The organism is Streptomyces sp. NPDC090021 (assembly GCF_044748225.1).
In the GTDB taxonomy this organism is placed as follows: domain Bacteria; phylum Actinomycetota; class Actinomycetes; order Streptomycetales; family Streptomycetaceae; genus Streptomyces.
On record NZ_JBIVFO010000014.1, the window covers coordinates 164,968 to 180,602 of the forward strand.

At 70.9% G+C, this 15,635-nt stretch carries 15 protein-coding genes; 7 read left to right on the forward strand and 8 right to left on the reverse strand.

The genetic code is table 11. From position 1 onward, the window contains the following. Nucleotides 1–35 precede the first annotated feature (35 nt). Genes ACIPXC_RS14020 through ACIPXC_RS14040 form a run of 5 tightly spaced genes read right to left on the reverse strand, consistent with a single transcriptional unit; the run spans nucleotide 36 to nucleotide 4,429 of the window. Nucleotides 36–440: an acyl carrier protein gene (locus ACIPXC_RS14020; protein WP_401616727.1), complete on the reverse strand. Its 405-nt coding sequence runs from the start codon at nucleotides 438–440 to the stop codon at nucleotides 36–38. Next, a complete protein-coding gene (locus ACIPXC_RS14025) occupies nucleotides 437–1,018 on the reverse strand; it encodes an FcoT family thioesterase (protein WP_401616729.1) in 582 nt (193 codons plus the stop codon). Before ACIPXC_RS14025 ends, ACIPXC_RS14020 begins: the two co-directional genes overlap by 4 nt. Before the next feature lie 21 nt (nucleotides 1,019–1,039). Further along, on the reverse strand, nucleotides 1,040–2,299 hold the full coding sequence (locus ACIPXC_RS14030) for a cytochrome P450 (RefSeq protein WP_401616732.1): 1,260 nt from the start codon (nucleotides 2,297–2,299) through the stop codon (nucleotides 1,040–1,042). Beyond that, complete coding sequence (locus tag ACIPXC_RS14035; RefSeq protein WP_401616734.1) at nucleotides 2,299–3,498, reverse strand: cytochrome P450; 1,200 nt, start codon at nucleotides 3,496–3,498, stop codon at nucleotides 2,299–2,301. The genes ACIPXC_RS14030 and ACIPXC_RS14035 overlap by 1 nt, the downstream gene beginning before the upstream one ends. A 40-nt stretch (nucleotides 3,499–3,538) precedes the next feature. Continuing rightward, on the reverse strand, nucleotides 3,539–4,429 hold the full coding sequence (locus ACIPXC_RS14040) for a TauD/TfdA dioxygenase family protein (RefSeq protein ID WP_401616736.1): 891 nt from the start codon (nucleotides 4,427–4,429) through the stop codon (nucleotides 3,539–3,541). A gap of 390 nt (nucleotides 4,430–4,819) precedes the next feature. Here ACIPXC_RS14040 and ACIPXC_RS14045 point away from each other — a divergent pair, with 390 nt between their 5' ends. Continuing rightward, the gene (locus ACIPXC_RS14045) at nucleotides 4,820–5,068 is read left to right on the forward strand and encodes a hypothetical protein (RefSeq protein WP_401616739.1); all 249 of its coding nucleotides are present in this window, start codon (nucleotides 4,820–4,822) and stop codon (nucleotides 5,066–5,068) included. Further along, nucleotides 5,065–5,739, forward strand: a complete 675-nt coding sequence (locus ACIPXC_RS14050) for a 4'-phosphopantetheinyl transferase (RefSeq protein WP_401616742.1) — start codon at nucleotides 5,065–5,067, stop codon at nucleotides 5,737–5,739. Before ACIPXC_RS14045 ends, ACIPXC_RS14050 begins: the two co-directional genes overlap by 4 nt. 48 nt (nucleotides 5,740–5,787) lie before the next feature. Here ACIPXC_RS14050 and ACIPXC_RS14055 read toward each other — a convergent pair whose 3' ends face one another. After that, nucleotides 5,788–7,065, reverse strand: a complete 1,278-nt coding sequence (locus ACIPXC_RS14055; protein ID WP_401616745.1) for a M6 family metalloprotease domain-containing protein — start codon at nucleotides 7,063–7,065, stop codon at nucleotides 5,788–5,790. A 269-nt stretch (nucleotides 7,066–7,334) separates the two neighbouring features. On the opposite strand from ACIPXC_RS14055, the gene ACIPXC_RS14060 reads away from it, so the two are divergent. The 3 genes from ACIPXC_RS14060 (at nucleotide 7,335) to ACIPXC_RS14070 (ending at nucleotide 10,633) form a co-directional block, all read left to right on the forward strand. After that, complete coding sequence (locus tag ACIPXC_RS14060; protein WP_401616748.1) at nucleotides 7,335–8,096, forward strand: TetR/AcrR family transcriptional regulator; 762 nt, start codon at nucleotides 7,335–7,337, stop codon at nucleotides 8,094–8,096. A gap of 62 nt (nucleotides 8,097–8,158) precedes the next feature. Next, entirely contained in the window at nucleotides 8,159–9,697 is a 1,539-nt protein-coding gene (locus ACIPXC_RS14065; RefSeq protein ID WP_401616751.1) for an MFS transporter, read from the forward strand. 111 nt (nucleotides 9,698–9,808) lie between these two features. After that, complete coding sequence (locus ACIPXC_RS14070) at nucleotides 9,809–10,633, forward strand: dioxygenase (RefSeq protein ID WP_401616753.1); 825 nt, start codon at nucleotides 9,809–9,811, stop codon at nucleotides 10,631–10,633. On the opposite strand, the gene ACIPXC_RS14075 is transcribed toward ACIPXC_RS14070, so the two are convergent. Next, nucleotides 10,630–11,271 (reverse strand): Uma2 family endonuclease, encoded by a 642-nt coding sequence (locus tag ACIPXC_RS14075; RefSeq protein WP_401616756.1) that lies wholly within the window; start codon nucleotides 11,269–11,271, stop codon nucleotides 10,630–10,632. The genes ACIPXC_RS14070 and ACIPXC_RS14075 overlap by 4 nt on opposite strands. A gap of 514 nt (nucleotides 11,272–11,785) precedes the next feature. On the opposite strand from ACIPXC_RS14075, the gene ACIPXC_RS14080 reads away from it, so the two are divergent. After that, a complete protein-coding gene (locus ACIPXC_RS14080) occupies nucleotides 11,786–12,763 on the forward strand; it encodes an RNA polymerase sigma factor RpoD/SigA (RefSeq protein WP_401616759.1) in 978 nt (325 codons plus the stop codon). A gap of 122 nt (nucleotides 12,764–12,885) precedes the next feature. Here ACIPXC_RS14080 and ACIPXC_RS14085 read toward each other — a convergent pair whose 3' ends face one another. After that, the gene (locus ACIPXC_RS14085; RefSeq protein WP_401616761.1) at nucleotides 12,886–13,857 is read right to left on the reverse strand and encodes a helix-turn-helix transcriptional regulator; all 972 of its coding nucleotides are present in this window, start codon (nucleotides 13,855–13,857) and stop codon (nucleotides 12,886–12,888) included. Between the two features lie 63 nt (nucleotides 13,858–13,920). Here ACIPXC_RS14085 and ACIPXC_RS14090 point away from each other — a divergent pair, with 63 nt between their 5' ends. Then, nucleotides 13,921–15,495 carry an MFS transporter gene (locus ACIPXC_RS14090; protein WP_401616764.1) on the forward strand — a complete coding sequence of 525 codons (1,575 nt, stop codon included), beginning with the start codon at nucleotides 13,921–13,923 and terminating at the stop codon, nucleotides 15,493–15,495. Nucleotides 15,496–15,635: the final 140 nt, after the last annotated feature.

Here is a 15,635-nt window from a genome sequence, read left to right on the forward strand (position 1 = left end):
GGCAGGGCCGCGCGGGCCCTGCCGGAGAGACGTGGTCAGGCCTGGTAGAGGTCGCTCAGCAGGTCGTCGACCAGGGACTTGCGCAGATCGGGGGCGGCCGGGGCGGCGGGCGCGGCGGGTGCCTCGGTGCCGGGGGCCGGCGTGCCGTCCAGCGGCTGGGTGAGCAGGTGGTCCAGGAGCCGGTCGACCGTCGGGCTGCCGAAGAGCACGGACGTGTCGATCGTGACGCCGAGACCGGCCTCCAGCCGCTGCTTGATCTCGGTGGCGCGCAGCGAGGTCAGGCCCAGGTCGAAGTAGTTCTGGTCGAGCGGAACGGTCTCGGTCCCGGTCATCAGCAGGGCCGTGCGGAACTCCTCGACCACGAGGGTCTCCAGCTCCGTCCGCCACTCCGACCGGGGGAGCCGCCGGAAGCGGGCGGTCGCACGGGGAACGTCGGTCATGATGGCACCGCAGTCGTCGGGTGGGTGATGGCGATCTTCACTTCGCCGTGGCAGTTGCCGCCGCTCGCGTCCCAGTACCGGCAGGCGGTGTGGACGACGAGCAGCGGCTCGCGGATGTCGCTGCCCTCCCACTCCACGACGTCCAGGATCTGGATCTCGCCGGAGAAGTGGCGGCCGCGCATGGCCCGCTTGAAGGTGCTGCGGAAGTCGGTGATGAGGAAGTCGGCCAGCTGACGCTGCCAGTAGTCCTCCATGGACCAGTGCGCGAAGGACTCCAGGAGTCCGTCCTGCACCGACCTGGCGATGACGTAGTACAGCATCTGGTTGTAACAGATGTTGAATTCCACCGAGTTGAAGTGCCCGGTGTCGTCGATGTAGCACGACTGTGGGATCTCGAAGGTGCAGCGCGCCGTCAGCGGCCCGTCCGCGCCCCCGTCCCCGGTCCCGCCCGTGACCTCGCACGACTTCAGGTACTGGCAGTGCTCCCGGTAGGGCCGGAGCACGCGTCCCAGCAGTTCGGTGTCGGTGTCGAGCCGGTCGGGGCGGGACCCGGCCGGTGGAGTTCTTGTCTGCGTCACGTGTCTCTCCAGAACCCGTACTCAGTAGGAGACGGGCAGTGCGACGGGCGAACGGATGAAGTAGGCCGGCCGGAGCCGGACGTCCTCGGCCGGGACCGTGAGCCTCAGGTCCGGCAGGCGACGCAGGACCACTTCGAGGGCGACCGCGATCTGGATGCGCGCGAGCTCGGTGCCGGGGCAGTAGTGGGGTCCGAAACCGAAGGCGACGTGCCGGTTGTTGTTCCGCGCGAGGTCGAAGGTGTCGGGCTCGTCGAACTGCAGGGCGTCGCGGTCGGCGGCGCCGAGGGAGAGCAGCACGGTGTCGCCGGCGGGGATGGTGACGCCCCCGATCTCGACGTCCTCGGCGGCGAACCGCCGGGCCGCGGTGTGGTTCGACCCGAACATCCGCAGGAACTCCTCGACGGCGTCCTCCATGAGTTCCGGCTCCTTGCGCAGCCGTTCGGCGAGGTCCGGGTCCTGAAGGAGCGTGTGGATGGCGCAGCCGATGACGCCCGCGGTGGGGTCGTAGCCGCCCAGCAGGACCATGAAGCCCATGCCGATGAGCTCGTGCTGGTCGAGGCTGCCGCCCTGGTCGTCCTTGCCCTCCAGCCACTCGGTCCAGATGTCGTCGCCGGGCTGCGCGCGCTTGCGCTCGATCAGGTCCGTGAGGACCTTCAGCATCCCGATCCCGCCCTCGCGCATCTCCTCCGGGTCGATGCCGAGGATCACGTCGGCCCAGCGCCGGAAGCCCGCCCGGTCCTCCTGGGCGATGTCGAGCATGTCCGCGATGATCTCGATCGGCAGCGCGGCGGCGTAGGAGGCCATCAGCTCGGTCTCGCCGTGCTCGCCGAGTTCGTCGACGAGGCGTTCGGCCACCTCGACGATCCGCGGCCGCAGGGCCCGGACCCGCCGGGGCGCGAACGCCATGTTCATGAAGCGGCGCAGACGGGTGTGCTCGGGCGGGTCCTCCCGTACGAGCGACTTGGTGAACTCCACCGGCAGCGGGAACCGGTGGTAGGTGTCCTTGGCGTGCCGCACGTGGCGCACGAGCCGGTGGTCGCCGAGGCCCTTGCGGACGTCGGAGAAGCGGGTGACCAGCCAGGCCTCCACACCGTCCGGAGTCCTGATGTGGTGCACCGGGCCCTCGGTGTGCAGCCGGCGGTACGTGGCGTAGGGATCGGCGAAGAACTGGGCGTCGAACGGTGTGCCGAGCGGCCCCACGGGGCATCGGGCGGCGTCGACCCGCACGGTGTCCTGCGCCAGGTCCTGACTGCTCTGCAACGTCGTCTCCTCGCTGTGCATCAGACCGTGATGTGCAGGGACTGGGGGACCCGGATGATGTAGGAGGGCCGCCAGACGACCTCCTCCTCGGGCTTGGTGAGACGCATGTTCGGGAAGCGGCGCACGAGTTCGCCCAGCGCGATCTGGAGCTCCTTGCGGGCCAGCTCCTTGCCGGGGCAGTGGTGGGGGCCGCGGCCGAAGGCCAGCTGCCAGTTCTCCTCGCGCCCGAAGTCCATGACCTCGGGGTCCGCGAACCGCACCGGGCAGCGGTTGGCCGCACCGAGCGAGATGAGTACGCAGTCGCCCTTGGCGATGTCCACGCCGCCGATGTTCATGTCCTCGGCGGCGAAGCGGCGGATGCCGCTGTGCGTGGAGCCGTCCCAGCGCATCAGCTCCTCGACCGCGTCGGGGATGATCTCCGGGTTGTCGCGCATCAGCGCGGCCTTGTCCGGGTTGTTGAGCAGGGCGAGGGTGGACGCGCCGATCTGGCCGACGGTGGTGTCGTAGCCGCCGAGCAGGAGGAAGAACGTCATGCCGATCATTTCCTGATCGGTCAGCGGCTGCCCGTCGGTGTCCTCGGCGGTGATCCAGTACGAGATGAGGTCGTCCGTGAGGTTCTTGCGCTTGTTCGCGATGAGCTCCTGGACGAAGCCCAGCAGGTTGACGGCGGCCTGCTGGGCGGACACCGGCTCACCGCCGAGCAGCGTGTCGCTCCACTCGCGGAAGTTGCTGCGCCGGTCCTCCGGGACGCCGAGGATGTCGCTGACCATCGTGATGGGCAGCGGGGCGGCGAGCAGGTCCATGATGTCGCCGCCGCCGTCCGCCTCGATGCGGTCGAGCAGGGTGGCGGTCACCTCGTGGATGCGGGGCTCCATCGCGGCGATCCGCTTCGGGGTGAAGGCGAAGTTCATGAACCGCCGCAGGCGGGTGTGCAGGGGACCGTCCTCCATGTGGAGGTTCCCGGACCTAACGATCTCCGGCAGGATCTCGTTCTCGTAGTCCTCGCCGGCGTAGCGGCGGTTGCGGACCAGGCGGCGGTCCTTGAGCGCCTCGCTGGCCTCCTCGTACTTGGTGACGAGCCAGACGAGCGTCCCCTCGGGGAGGCGCACCCGGTGTACGGGGGCTTCCTCGTGCATCTGCGCGTACACCGGGTAGGGGTCCGCGAAGAACTCCGCGTCGAAGGGGTCCTTGTGACCGGTGACGGGACATCCGATGGTCATGACTACCTCGTTGTTCGGGGTGGGTGCAGACGGTGGGGGATCAGGCGCCGATGCCGTCGTGGAAGGGGTACTGGTCGTACACCGTGACGCGGTGCGAGACGGCCGGCTCCGCGGTGGTGGTGTGCAGGGCCCGGTGGACGAGGCTGCGGTTGTCCCAGACGAGGAGGTCGCCCTTCTCGAAGGTCTGCAGGTGGATGTTCTCGTGCTCGAACGTGTCGTCGAGCTGGCCGCTGGCCTCCAGGAGGGCGGTCAGCAGGGACGTGTCCAGCGCGTTGCCGTCCGCGTCGAGCAGGCCGGTGGTGAAGCCCTCGCTGATGTAGAGGACGGTCTCGCCGGTGGCCGGGTGCTTGAAGGCGGTCGGGTGCGGCGTCGGGGGAGTCTTGGCCTGGATCTCGTCGACGAGCTCGCCGACGGGGCGGTAGACGTCCTCGGGGCGGATCTTGAAGTAGCGGCTGACGTTCTGCACGGCGCGGGTTCCCTCGACGGCGTGCTTCAGCTCGTCCGACAGGCCGTCGTAGGCGCGGCCCATGTCGATGAAGTACGTGCCGCGGTTCTTCTGCGGGACGACCTGCGGGTAGATGAGGGTCAGCCCGAAGGGGTTCGGCATGAACTGGTAGTCCGCGTGCCAGAACTTGCCGGTCTTCGGGACGCCGACCTGGGTGCCGTCCGCGCTCGCCACGTTGGACGACACGAAGATCTCGGAGACCTCCGGGTGCTGGTACATCGGCTCGTAGTACGTCTCCACCGTGCCGAGGCGGCGGCCGAGCTCGGCGAATTCCGGGGAGGACAGGTGCTGATTGCGCAGCACGACGATCTTGTCGCTGTAGACGCGGGTCTTGATCTCCTCGAAATCCGCTTCCGTGGCGGTGGTGAGATCGAATTCCTCGACGGTTACGCCGAACTTCTTGTCTTCCTGGCGGAGAATCTTCACAAGAGCCTCTCTCGGTGATCAGGGCGCACTCGGCCGAGAGTATCGATGGAGGCTAAAGCCGTTGTTATCCCTGGCTTTCCCCTGGAGGAACCGGAACCGGAATTGCAGCTTCGGTCGCCGCCCGGCTCTTGACGCAGACCCGGGGTCGCGGAACAAGCCCGAGCGGAACGAGGAGAAGCCGCCTCAGCGGCATCCGGAACATGTGCGGGTCTCCCTCTCCGAACGTCTAGGCCGAGAGTTCACCGGGAATACAGGAGGAGGTGGCGGAGCGGGCAAGGACGGTTAAGTTTTGCGGTCATGGTGATGAAAGGATCGCTTTAGTGGAATCTGGTCGGCCTGTTGTTAGGCTGCCGCGCGTTCCACCGTTCAGGATTCAGAGACGAGGATGTCGTGCCCCAGCCCGCCGAGGACGGCTCCGGTACGCGCGACGGCTCCGGGCGGGCGACCGCCCCGGATCCGGGGACGACGGACGCGGCAGCGTCCACCCGCACGGACATCGCCCGGTCGGTGTTCCGGGAGCGCATGCGGCACGCCCTGCCGACCACCGCGGCGGTGGCCGCACTCGGTGAGCCGGCCGGCCTCCTCGCGGGGCCGGGCCGCGCGGGCGGGAAGCACGAGGACGGGGGGCCGGCGAAGTGATCGAGCGGATCCTGCCCGCCCGGGTGGCCAGCTCGGCGGAGTACGCGGACGTGCCGGCCGCCCTCTCCCGCCTCCACCCCGAGGAACGGGCGGCCGTGGCCCGCGCCTCGGAGGGACGCAGGCGGACCTTCGCCACCGGACGGCTGTGCGCGCACCGGGCGCTGGACCGCCTGGGAGCACCCGCCGGGCCCGTTCCCGTGGGCGGCTCGGGAGAGCCGCTGTGGCCCGCGGGCGTGGCCGGGGCCATCACCCACTGCGACGGCTACCGGGCGGCGGCCGCCGCCCGGTCCACGGACCTGGCGGGAATCGGCATCGACGCCGAGCCGCACGTCCCGCTGCCCCCCGGGGTCCTGCAGGCGGTGGCGCTCCCGCACGAGCGCGTCCGGCTCCGGGCCCTGGCCCGGTCCCGGCCCGGCCTGCACTGGGACACGGTCCTCTTCAGCGCCAAGGAGTCCGTCTACAAGACGTGGTTCCCGCTCACCGGCCGCCGGCTCGACTTCACCCAGGCCGAACTGCGGTTCCACCCGGAGCCGGAACCGGCCGCCACCGAGGGCGAGTTCCACGCGCGTCTCCTGGTCGACGGCCCGGTGGTGGCCGGCCGTGCCGTACGGCATTTCGACGGCCGTTGGCTGGTGGCCGACGGACTCGTCCTCACGGCCGTCACCGTATGACCGGGACGGCGGGCCGTGAGCCGCGGGCCGTAGCCGCCCGGGAGGACGTCAGGGCCGGGTGACGCGGACCTGGTAGCTGCCGTCGCGCAGTTCGCCCACCACCGAGACGCTGATTCCGGCCTTCTCGTCGGTGAAGGTCTCACCCGGCCGGAACGGGGCGTCCGACAGCTCGGCGTGCACGTTGGGACGGCGGGTGCAGCCGCCGCTCGCCGTCGAGCTGTCCGACACGGTCACGGGGCCGTGCCCGGTGTCCACGTCGGAGTCCACCTTGTAGACGAGGACGCCGGGCCGGCAGACGGCCTCGTCGTTGCCGGCCCGGGTCCGCACCTCCACGGCGTACCCGACGCTCTCCGACAGCGGGATGAAGGCCAGCTTCATGCCGCCCTCCACCGCCAGCGGGGTCAGGACGTGGTCGCTCGTACCGGACTTCGACGCACAGGAGATCTGGGTGCTGTCCAGCCAGCCCAGCTTCCACTTGTGCCAGCCCATCAGGTCGTTGTTGGCACCCCAGTCCTCGCTCATGATGTCCCAGTGCCCGACCGTGTTCCCGCCGTCGGAGGTGTAGAGGTCGGGCAGCCCGAAGACGTGCCCGTTCTCGTGCGGGAGCACCCGGTAGCCGGTCTCCCGGTAGGTCCCGGAGCCGTCGTCCTGCCGGCTGTAGACGAAGGACGTGTTGGACAGCGGTACCCCGTCGGCCATCGGCGCCTCGCCGTTGCCGGAGAAGGTCACCGAGAGCACGGTGTCCAGGGCGGACGGCCCGGCGTTCGGCGTGACCAGGATGTTGACCAGGTCGTACCGGCTGAAGTCGACCTCGGCGTCGGCGGCCTTCGCGATGTGCTCGACGAGCTGCCGGTAGCCCGGTTCGTACGAGGACCCGCGCTCGATGCCGTACGCCGCGAACGGCATCGGCATCCGCAGCCAGGTCTTCACGGGCGCCTCGGCCCGGTAGGTCAGGCGGCCGTAGGAACTGGTGCGGAACCACTCGGAGGTCTGCGGGAAGAACTCCGCCAGCCGGTCCAGCGCCGTGCCCTCGCCCTTGGCGTCAGGGAAGTCGATCATCAGGTTCAGCGCCCGGACCTCTCCCGTCGAGCGCGAGTACCCCGGCGGGGTCGGTATGCCCTCGGACATCTGCACGCCCATCGTCCCGGCGATCCGGCACGGCGCGAGCGCCGACTCGACGGTCGTGGCCACCGGCCCGGCCGCGGACTGGCCGCGGCCGGATATGCCCGTGCTCGCGGTCGCCGTGACCCCGATCGCCAGCGCGGTCAGGCCGATGTACGCGCCGGTGAGGCGTGGTCTGCGTATCCGGCGGCGGGTCTGCGTCATGGAGCTCGCCCTCGGGTCCGCGGCAGCCGGCCGTGTCCGGTCTGCGCCCTGTGCGGTTCACCCTCCGTCGGGCGCGCCGCGCCCGCGCGTCGGGAGAGGCCAAACGGTGACGGGCGGCCCCGGCGGAGTGACCCGGCTCACACGAAGGAGTGAAATAACCGGGGAGCGGCTCCCCGTTTGTATGTGAGTCCCCGTAAGCGGGGAGCGGCTCCCCGCTTACGAGGAGCCGGCCCGTACCGCCCGGTTCGACCACCGCCCCCGGAAAGGCCTTGGAGATGAAGCGCCCCAGCACGACCGCAGCGGCCGTCCCGACCGCCCCGGAGGCGGCCGCGGACCCGGCGGCCCCGGAGTCCGGCCGGGCCTGCGGGGCCGGCCGGGCCTGCGGGACCGGCGGCTCGGGTGCGGGTGCCGTACCGCGCCCGCGCGCCGACGCGGTCCGCAACCGCGAGCGGATCCTGGCGGCGGCCCGCGAGGCGTTCGTCGAGTTCGGCTCGGCGGCCCCCCTCGACGAGGTGGCCCGGCGGGCGGGCATCGGCAACGCCACCCTCTACCGGCACTTCCCCGACCGCGACACCCTCGTCCACCATGTCGTGCTCTTCACGACCGAGCGGGTCACGGCCTCGGCCGAGGCCGCACTCGCCGAGGAACCCGACGCCTTCGCCGCGCTGTGCCGGTTCACGCACGCCGCCGCCGACGAGCGGATCGGCGCCCTGTGCCCGATGCTCGCCGACGGCTTCGACCAGGACCACCCCGAACTCCTCGCGGCGCGCACCGCCTTGGCGGAGGCCGTCGAGACCCTGCTGACCGCGGGGCAGGAGTCCGGACTGGTCCGCGCGGACATCGGTGTCGGCGACCTGATGGTCGCCCTCTCCCAGCTCAGCCGCCCCCTCCCGGGCACCGCCTGCTTCGACACCGACCGCTTCGCCCACCGTCATCTCCAGCTCTTCCTCGACGGGCTGCGGACCCCGGCCCGCTCCGAACTCCCCGGCTCCGCCGCCACGTTGGAAGACCTGACGCTGAAAACCATGTGACACCGCAAGGCCTTACGAACTAGCATTTTTCAGTCATTCCGCACAGTGAAGTGGGTATCCCCATGCCGAAAACAGCCGCGACACCCGTGTCGGCTGCCGATCCCAGCCGCTGGAAGGCGCTCGTCTTCATAGCCCTGGCCCAGCTGATGGTCGTCCTCGACGCGACCATCGTGAACATCGCCCTCCCCTCCGCCCAGACCGACCTGGGCATCTCCGACGGCAACCGCCAGTGGGTCATCACCGCGTACGCGCTCGCCTTCGGCGGACTGCTCCTCTTCGGCGGCCGCATCGCCGACAAGTGGGGCCGCAAGAACGCCTTCGTCGTCGGTCTCGTCGGCTTCGCCCTGGCCTCCGCGCTCGGCGGCGCCGCGAACGGCGAGGCCATGATGCTCGGCGCCCGCGCCCTCCAGGGTGCCTTCGGCGCGCTGCTCGCGCCGGCGGCCCTCTCCCTGCTCGCGGTGATGTTCACCGACGCCAAGGAGCGCGCCAAGGCCTTCGGCATCTACGGCGCGATCGCGGGCGGTGGCGGCGCCGTCGGCCTGATCCTCGGTGGCTTCCTCACCGAGTACCTCGACTGGCGCTGGACCTTCTTCGTCAACATCCCCTTCGCGGTCGTCGCGGCCGTGGGCGCCTGGATGGTCATCCGCGAGCCCGCCGGCTCCCGCAACCGCGCCCCGCTGGACATCCCCGGCGTGGTCCTGTCCACCGCCGGTCTCGTGGCCCTGGTGTACGGCTTCACCCGCGCCGAGTCGGCCGGCTGGTCGGACGCGGTCACCGTGGCCATGTTCATCGCCTCGGCGGCCCTGCTCGCGGCGTTCGTCCTCGTCGAGTCCAAGGTGAAGTCCCCGCTGCTGCCCCTGCGCGTCCTGCTGGAGCGCAACCGCGGTGGTGTCTACCTCTCGCTCGGCCTGGCCGTCATCGCGATGTTCGGCCTGTTCCTCTTCCTCACCTACTACCTGCAGGTCGTGAAGGGCTTCTCACCGGTCAAGACCGGCTTCGCCTTCCTGCCGATGATCGCGGGCATGATCCTGGGCTCCACCCAGATCGGCGCCCGCCTGATGACCCGCGTCGCGCCGCGCCTGCTGATGGGCCCGGGCTTCCTGGTCGCCGCGGTCGGCATGCTGCTCCTGACCCAGCTGGAGGTCGGCTCCTCCTACCCGGCGCTGATCCTGCCGGCGCAGCTGCTGCTCGGCCTCGGCATGGGCACGGCCTTCATGCCGGCCATGTCCCTGTCCACACACGGGGTGAACCCGGCCGACGCCGGTGTCGCCTCCGCCATGGTCAACACCTCGCAGCAGGTCGGCGGCGCCATCGGTACGGCACTGCTGAACACCATCGCCGCCTCGGCCACCACGGCCTACCTGACCGACCACGCGGCCGAGGCCGCCGCCGGCGGGGACGCGGCCCGGCTGGTGCAGGCACAGGCCATGGTCGAGGGCTACGCCTCCGCCATCTGGTGGGCGGTGGGCATCCTGGCCGCCAGCGCGGCCATCGCCCTGACGCTGATCAACACCGGCCGTCCGGGCGCGGGCGACCCGGTGGCCTCGGGGTCCGGCTCCGCCGAGGACGCGGAGTTCAAGGTCCCGGTGATCGCCCACTGATCCGCGCCGCGGGTACGCGGGAATGACTGCACACCCCGCCTGGTTCAAATTTGAACCAGGCGGGGTCGGTCTTTTCGAGGCAGCCCCGAACGACGACGGAGGAGCGCCCCCATGACCCCGGCCACCGCAACCCACGCCCCCACGGGCGCGACCCCCGGCGGGACGCGCATGCCGGCGCTCTACCTCAGCCACGGGGCGCCGCCGCTCGCCGACGACCCGGTCTGGCCCGGCGAGCTCGCCGCCTGGTCGGCGGACCTGCCCCGCCCCACGGCGATACTCATGGTCTCCGCCCACTGGGAGGAGGCCCCCCTCGCCCTCGGCGCCACCGAGCCCGCCCCGCTCGTCCACGACTTCTGGGGCTTCCCCGAGCACTACTACCGCGTCCGCTACGACGCCCCGGGCGCTCCGGAGCTGGCCGCCTCGGTCCGGGCGCTGCTGCGGGCCCCCGGCACCCCGGTCCAGGACATCCCGGACCGCGGCCTGGACCACGGCGCGTACGTACCGCTGGTGGAGATGTTCCCCGAGGCCGACATACCGGTCCTGCAGATGTCCCTGCCGACGCTGGACCCGCGCCGCCTGATGGACGTCGGCCGCAAGCTCGCGCCCCTGCGCGACGAGGGCGTCCTCATCGTCGGCAGCGGCTTCTTCACCCACAACCTCGCCGCGCTGCGCCACACGGGCCCGGGAGTCCCCGCCTGGTCCGCGGAGTTCGACGCGTGGGGCCACGAGGCGCTGGCCGCCGGTGACGTCGACGCCCTGCTCGACTTCGAGGCCAGGTCCCCCTCGGGCCGCCTGGCGCACCCCCGTACGGAACACTTCGCCCCGCTCTTCGTCACCCTCGGCGCGGCCGACGCCACCGGCGACCTCGGAGCCCGCCGCGACCCGGTGGACGGCTTCTGGATGGGCCTGTCGAAGCGCAGCCTGCAGTTCGGCTAAGAGGGTCCCCTCGGGGCCCCGGTGATCGACTCGTCGATGGTGAACCCCTTGGCGGGTCCCTCGGGCACGGTCACGGCCGTGCCGTACGGCACCCGGACCTCGTCGTCGTAGACGGCCTGGACCGGGTCCGGCGCGGTCAGAAGGGTGACCATGCCGAGTTCGTCGTGATCGTCGATCAGGACGTAGATCGGGATGCCCGCGCGTGCGTAGGCCCGGCGCTTGCGGACTCGGTCGCGGGACACGCTGGTGCGCCCGGGAGAGACGACCTCGACGACCATCTCCACGGCCGAGGCCTTGATGCCGATGCCGTCCTCGGTGACGTGTTCCGGGGTGTCCCTCGGTGCGATGAACACATCGGGGATCAGGACCTTGCGTCCGTGGATGACGTTCATGTCCTGTCTGGCGACGTATTCACTCCCGGCCAGGAACAGCACGAGCCCGTCACGTAGATCGTTGGCCGTCCTGCCATGTGAGTAACGACCGGTGGGTGACACTTCGATGGACTCCTCGATGATTTCGGCGTGGAAGCCCTCGGGGAGTTTCTCGACTGCGGCCTGCCATGCGAGCCAGAGGGCCTCGTCCAGTTCTGAGTACGGACGGGTGGCCTCGGGGGTCGGCTCATGGGCGAGAGCGGTCATGGGTGCAGCACCTCCTCCTCAAGTGTGGGCGTCGCCGACCGGGCGGCACAAGCGACGTCCCGCACGCTACGGAGGCCGCGTCCCGTGCCGCCGAAATATGCCCGAGCCTCACCCGAACGGGTGTGCAGGCAACCGGACGGCCGCGGGGGCCGTCCTCAGGGGTGGGAGTGCGGTCGGGACGACGGCGTTGCGAGTGAACGCGGTGGCGCCGAGCGTGACGGCCGTCTCACGGGCGCGTCTCACGGGCGCGCGCCCGCGGGGGTGCCGGATCGCCCCCGTTCCGGGGGCTGACCTGCACCTCTTCGAGGCCGCGTGGCATCCGGCCCCCTCTCGTGGCGGGGCAGGATACTGCAAGATCTCGAAAAAGAGGGACCAGCGTGGGAATTCTGTCCCGTTTCCAGTCGTTGTTTCCTTCGGAAGCGGGCACTCGGGAGAGTGTCCGAGGGCGCACCACCGCATCACGGTGGCCGTCCGGCAGCCGCACCGCGACCGAACTCATCGCAAGGGAGCACGCATGGCAACCCGCGCCGTCGCCCGCCGTCAGTCCACGAGCAGCGCACGCGCTGTGGGCGGGGAGATCGCAGACCGCGACCTGGTCGGGATGTACCTGGACGAGATCGCGCGCACCCCGCTCCTCGACGCCGCCAGGGAAGTGGAGCTCTCCCAGATCATCGAGGCCGGTGTCTACGCCCAGCAGATCCTCGAAGGCGCGACGGAGCGCGAGGGGGACGCCCCCACCCGCGAGGAACTGGAGGCGCTGGCCGCCGAGGGGGAGCGGGCGAAGGAAGTGTTCATCCGCTCCAACCTCCGCCTCGTCGTCGCCGTCGCCCGGCGCTATCCGCGCAGCGGCCTGCCCCTCCTCGACCTGATCCAGGAGGGCAACGCCGGCCTGGTCCGCGCCGTGGAGAAGTTCGACTACACCAAGGGCTTCAAGTTCTCCACGTACGCCACGTGGTGGATCCGCCAGGCGATCACCCGCTCCATCGCCGACCAGTCCCGCACCATCCGCCTCCCCGTCCACCTGGTCGAGGAGCTGGGCCGGATCCGCCGGGTCCAGCGCGAGTTCAACCGGGAGAACGGCCGCGACCCGGAGCACGCCGAGATCGCCGCCGAGCTGGATTCGACGGAGAAGCGCGTCGGTGACGTACTGGACTGGGCGCGCGACCCGGTCAGCCTGAACATGTCGGTGGACGACGACGGCGACACCCAGTTCGGTGACCTCCTGGAGGACACCTCGGCGATCTCCCCCGAGCAGTCCGTGCTCTCGCTGCTGCGCAGCGAGGAGCTGGAGGACCTGCTCGGCAAGCTCGACCAGCGCACCGCGTCCATCATCAAGATGCGGTACGGGATCGACGACGGCCGCGAGCGGACCCTGACGGAGGTCGGCAAGCAGCACGGCCTGACCCGCGAGCGGATCCGCCAGATCGAGAAGCACGCCCTGCTGGAGCTCAAGCGGATGGCGCGCGACACCGGCTTCGACGCCGTGGCCTGACCGCCCGCCGCCCAGCCCCCGAACGAGCCCCGGTGCCTATCCCCCCCAGGCGCCGGGGCTCCCCCCTGCCCCCGCCCAGGCGTGTCCGCGCGGTCCCGCCCGCCCCGCGGGACTGCACGGACCTACGAGTCCTCCGCCTCCCGCGCGGAACCCGCTCCGCTCAGGCGCGCCCCCAGCGTGCGGGCCGCCTCCGCCAGCGAACCCGGCGCGCGGACCGTGAAGGCCAGGCCCGTCAGGGCCAGCCGGGCCGCCAGCCACTCCGGGGCGTCCCGGCTCTCGAAGCGGACCACGGCCGGTGCGCCCCCGCCCGGCACCGCGGCCGTCCGCAGCCACTGAGGCAGCTCCGCCGCGCCCGCCTCGAAGGCGACCTCCACCGCGTACGTCCGCGAGCCGTTCGCGCCGAGCCCCCGCCGTACGAACTCCTCCGGGTCCATCGGCAGCTCCCGCGGCGCGAACCGGGCCCCCGTCGCGAAGGGCTCGGCCACCCGGTCCACCCGGAAGGTCCGCCAGTCCTCCCGTTCCATGTCGTAGGCGACGAGGTACCAGCGGCTGCCCGTGCTGACCAGCCGGTACGGCTCCACCAGCCGTCGTGACTCGGCCCCGTCCCGCGCCCGGTAGGCGAACCGCAGCCGCTCCGGCCCCGCCACCGCCGACGCCATCGTCGTCAGCGTCCGCGGGTCCACACTGGCCCCGTCCCCCCGCGTCAGCGCGATGGTGGCCGACTGCAGCGTGCCCACCCGGTGCCGCAGCCGCGACGGCAGGACCTGCTCCAGTTTCGCCAGGGCGCGTACGGAGGCCTCCTCGACCCCCTCGATCGCATGCCCGGCCCCCGCCCGGAGCCCCACCGCGATCGCCACGGCCTCCTCGTCGTCGAGCAGGAGCGGCGGCATCGCCGCTCCCGCCACCAGCCGGTAGCCGCCCTCGGCCCCGAGCGTGGCCTCCACCGGGTAGCCGAGCTCCCGCAGCCGTTCGATGTCGCGCCGGATGGTCCGCGCGCTCACCCGAAGCCGCTCCGCCAGCTCGCTCCCCGGCCACTCGCGCGGGGTCTGGAGGAGGGACAGCAGGGAGAGCAGCCGTGCCGGTGTGTCGGTCATGTGATCCAGGTTGCCAGCGAAATAGGACACTCGCTGACCTATATCCCGTCTAGGTTTCTCCTCATGACCACCGAGACGTCCAGGACAGCGCCCGAAAGAGAGAACGGGCCCGCACGAGAAGAGCGGAACGACGTAGCCCACGACGCACCCAGCTCACCCCCCGACCGCCGCCGCTGGCTGGCGCTCGCCATCGTGATGACCGCGGCCTTCATGGACCTGGTCGACGTCACGATCGTCAACATCGCGATACCCACCCTGCGCCAAAGCTTCGGCGCGTCCACCAGCGCGATCCAGTGGATCACCGCCGGCTACGCGCTCGCGTTCGCCGCAGGGCTCATCACCGGCGGCCGTCTCGGTGACATCTACGGACGCAAGCGCCTCTTCCTCATCGGCATCGCCGGCTTCACCGCCGCCTCGCTGCTCTGCGGCATCGCGGCCGACCCGGCCATGCTCGTCGCCTCCCGCATCCTCCAGGGCGGTATGGCCGCCATGATGGTGCCGCAGGTGCTGGCCATCATCCACGTCACCTTCCCGCCCCAGGAGCGCGGCAAGGTCTTCGGGATGTTCGGCGCGATCGTGGGCCTCGGTGCCGTCTCCGGCCCCATGCTCGGCGCGCTGCTCACCGAGTGGAACCTCTTCGGCCTCGAATGGCGCCCGATCTTCCTGATCAACCTGCCCGTCGGTATCGCGGGTGTGATCCTGGGCCGCAGGTTCATCACCGAGTCGAAGGCCCCGCAGGCGCTGCGGCTGGACCTGGTGGGCGTGGTCCTCGCGACCCTCGCCCTCGTCATGCTGATCTTCCCGCTCACCCAGGGCCGCGAGAACGGCTGGCCGGTGTGGGGCTTCATCCTCATGATCGCTTCGCCGTTCGTCTTCGCCGTGTTCATCGCGTACGAGATGTACAAGACCAGGAAGGACGGCTCCCCGCTCGTCGAGCTCTCCCTCTTCAAGGTCAAGAGCTTCGCCGGCGGCATCGCGGTCCAGCTGACCTTCGGCATCGCGACCGGCATCTTCTTCCTGGTCTGGACGCTCTACATGCAGATGGGCCTCGGCTGGAGCGCGCTGCGGGCCGGCACCACCGGCATCCCCTTCTCCATCGCCGTGTCGGTGGCCGCCGGCCTCTCGGTCGAGAAGCTCGTCCCGCGCTTCGGCCGCAAGGTGCTCCAGGCGGGCGCCGTGGTCATGGCCGCGGGCCTGATCCTCTACATCTGGGAGTCCGAGCACTACGGCATGGAGATAGCCTCCTGGCAGATGGCCGCCCCGCTGATCCTCATGGGCATCGGCATGGGCCTGATCGTCGCCCCGCTCAACGACACCACGCTGTCCGAGGTGCCGCGCCGGGACGCGGGCTCGGCCTCCGGCCTGATCAACACCACCGGGCAGATGGGCAACGCGCTGGGCCTCGCCCTGACTTCCGTGGTCTTCTTCGGGCTGATCGAGGACGACATGCTCTTCGGCCCGCCCTACGTCGAGGCCTTCCGCGGTGCGCTCTGGTGGGTCGTGGGTGTGCTGGTGGTCATCTCCCTGGTGATGTTCATGCTGCCGCGCAAGGCGATCCCGATGGCGGAGCGCGAGGGCGCCGCCGAGCATGCGGGCGGCACCCCGAGCGGTACTCCGGAGAAGGTGCCCGCCCTCTAGCCGGTGCCGGCCCCGCCCCGGGTCCTGCGGACGGGGGGGGGGGGGCGGCGGGGGGGGGGGGGGGGGGCGGGGCGGGGGACCCCGATCGTGGGGGCGGGGGAGGTGCGTAGACTAGCAGACAAGAAGCTAACACCCAAGGG

Bases quoted from the DNA above. Each gene is read 5' to 3' on its own strand.
- ACIPXC_RS14020 (WP_401616727.1), bottom strand. From the start codon at position 440: ATGACCGACGTTCCCCGTGCGACCGCCCGCTTCCGGCGGCTCCCCCGG.
- ACIPXC_RS14030 (WP_401616732.1), bottom strand. From the start codon at position 2,299: ATGCACAGCGAGGAGACGACGTTGCAGAGCAGTCAGGACCTGGCGCAG.
- ACIPXC_RS14035 (WP_401616734.1), bottom strand. From the start codon at position 3,498: ATGACCATCGGATGTCCCGTCACCGGTCACAAGGACCCCTTCGACGCG.
- ACIPXC_RS14055 (WP_401616745.1), bottom strand. From the start codon at position 7,065: ATGACGCAGACCCGCCGCCGGATACGCAGACCACGCCTCACCGGCGCG.
- ACIPXC_RS14065 (WP_401616751.1), top strand. From the start codon at position 8,159: ATGCCGAAAACAGCCGCGACACCCGTGTCGGCTGCCGATCCCAGCCGC.
- ACIPXC_RS14070 (WP_401616753.1), top strand. From the start codon at position 9,809: ATGACCCCGGCCACCGCAACCCACGCCCCCACGGGCGCGACCCCCGGC.
- ACIPXC_RS14075 (WP_401616756.1), bottom strand. From the start codon at position 11,271: ATGACCGCTCTCGCCCATGAGCCGACCCCCGAGGCCACCCGTCCGTAC.
- ACIPXC_RS14080 (WP_401616759.1), top strand. From the start codon at position 11,786: ATGGCAACCCGCGCCGTCGCCCGCCGTCAGTCCACGAGCAGCGCACGC.
- ACIPXC_RS14085 (WP_401616761.1), bottom strand. From the start codon at position 13,857: ATGACCGACACACCGGCACGGCTGCTCTCCCTGCTGTCCCTCCTCCAG.
- ACIPXC_RS14090 (WP_401616764.1), top strand. From the start codon at position 13,921: ATGACCACCGAGACGTCCAGGACAGCGCCCGAAAGAGAGAACGGGCCC.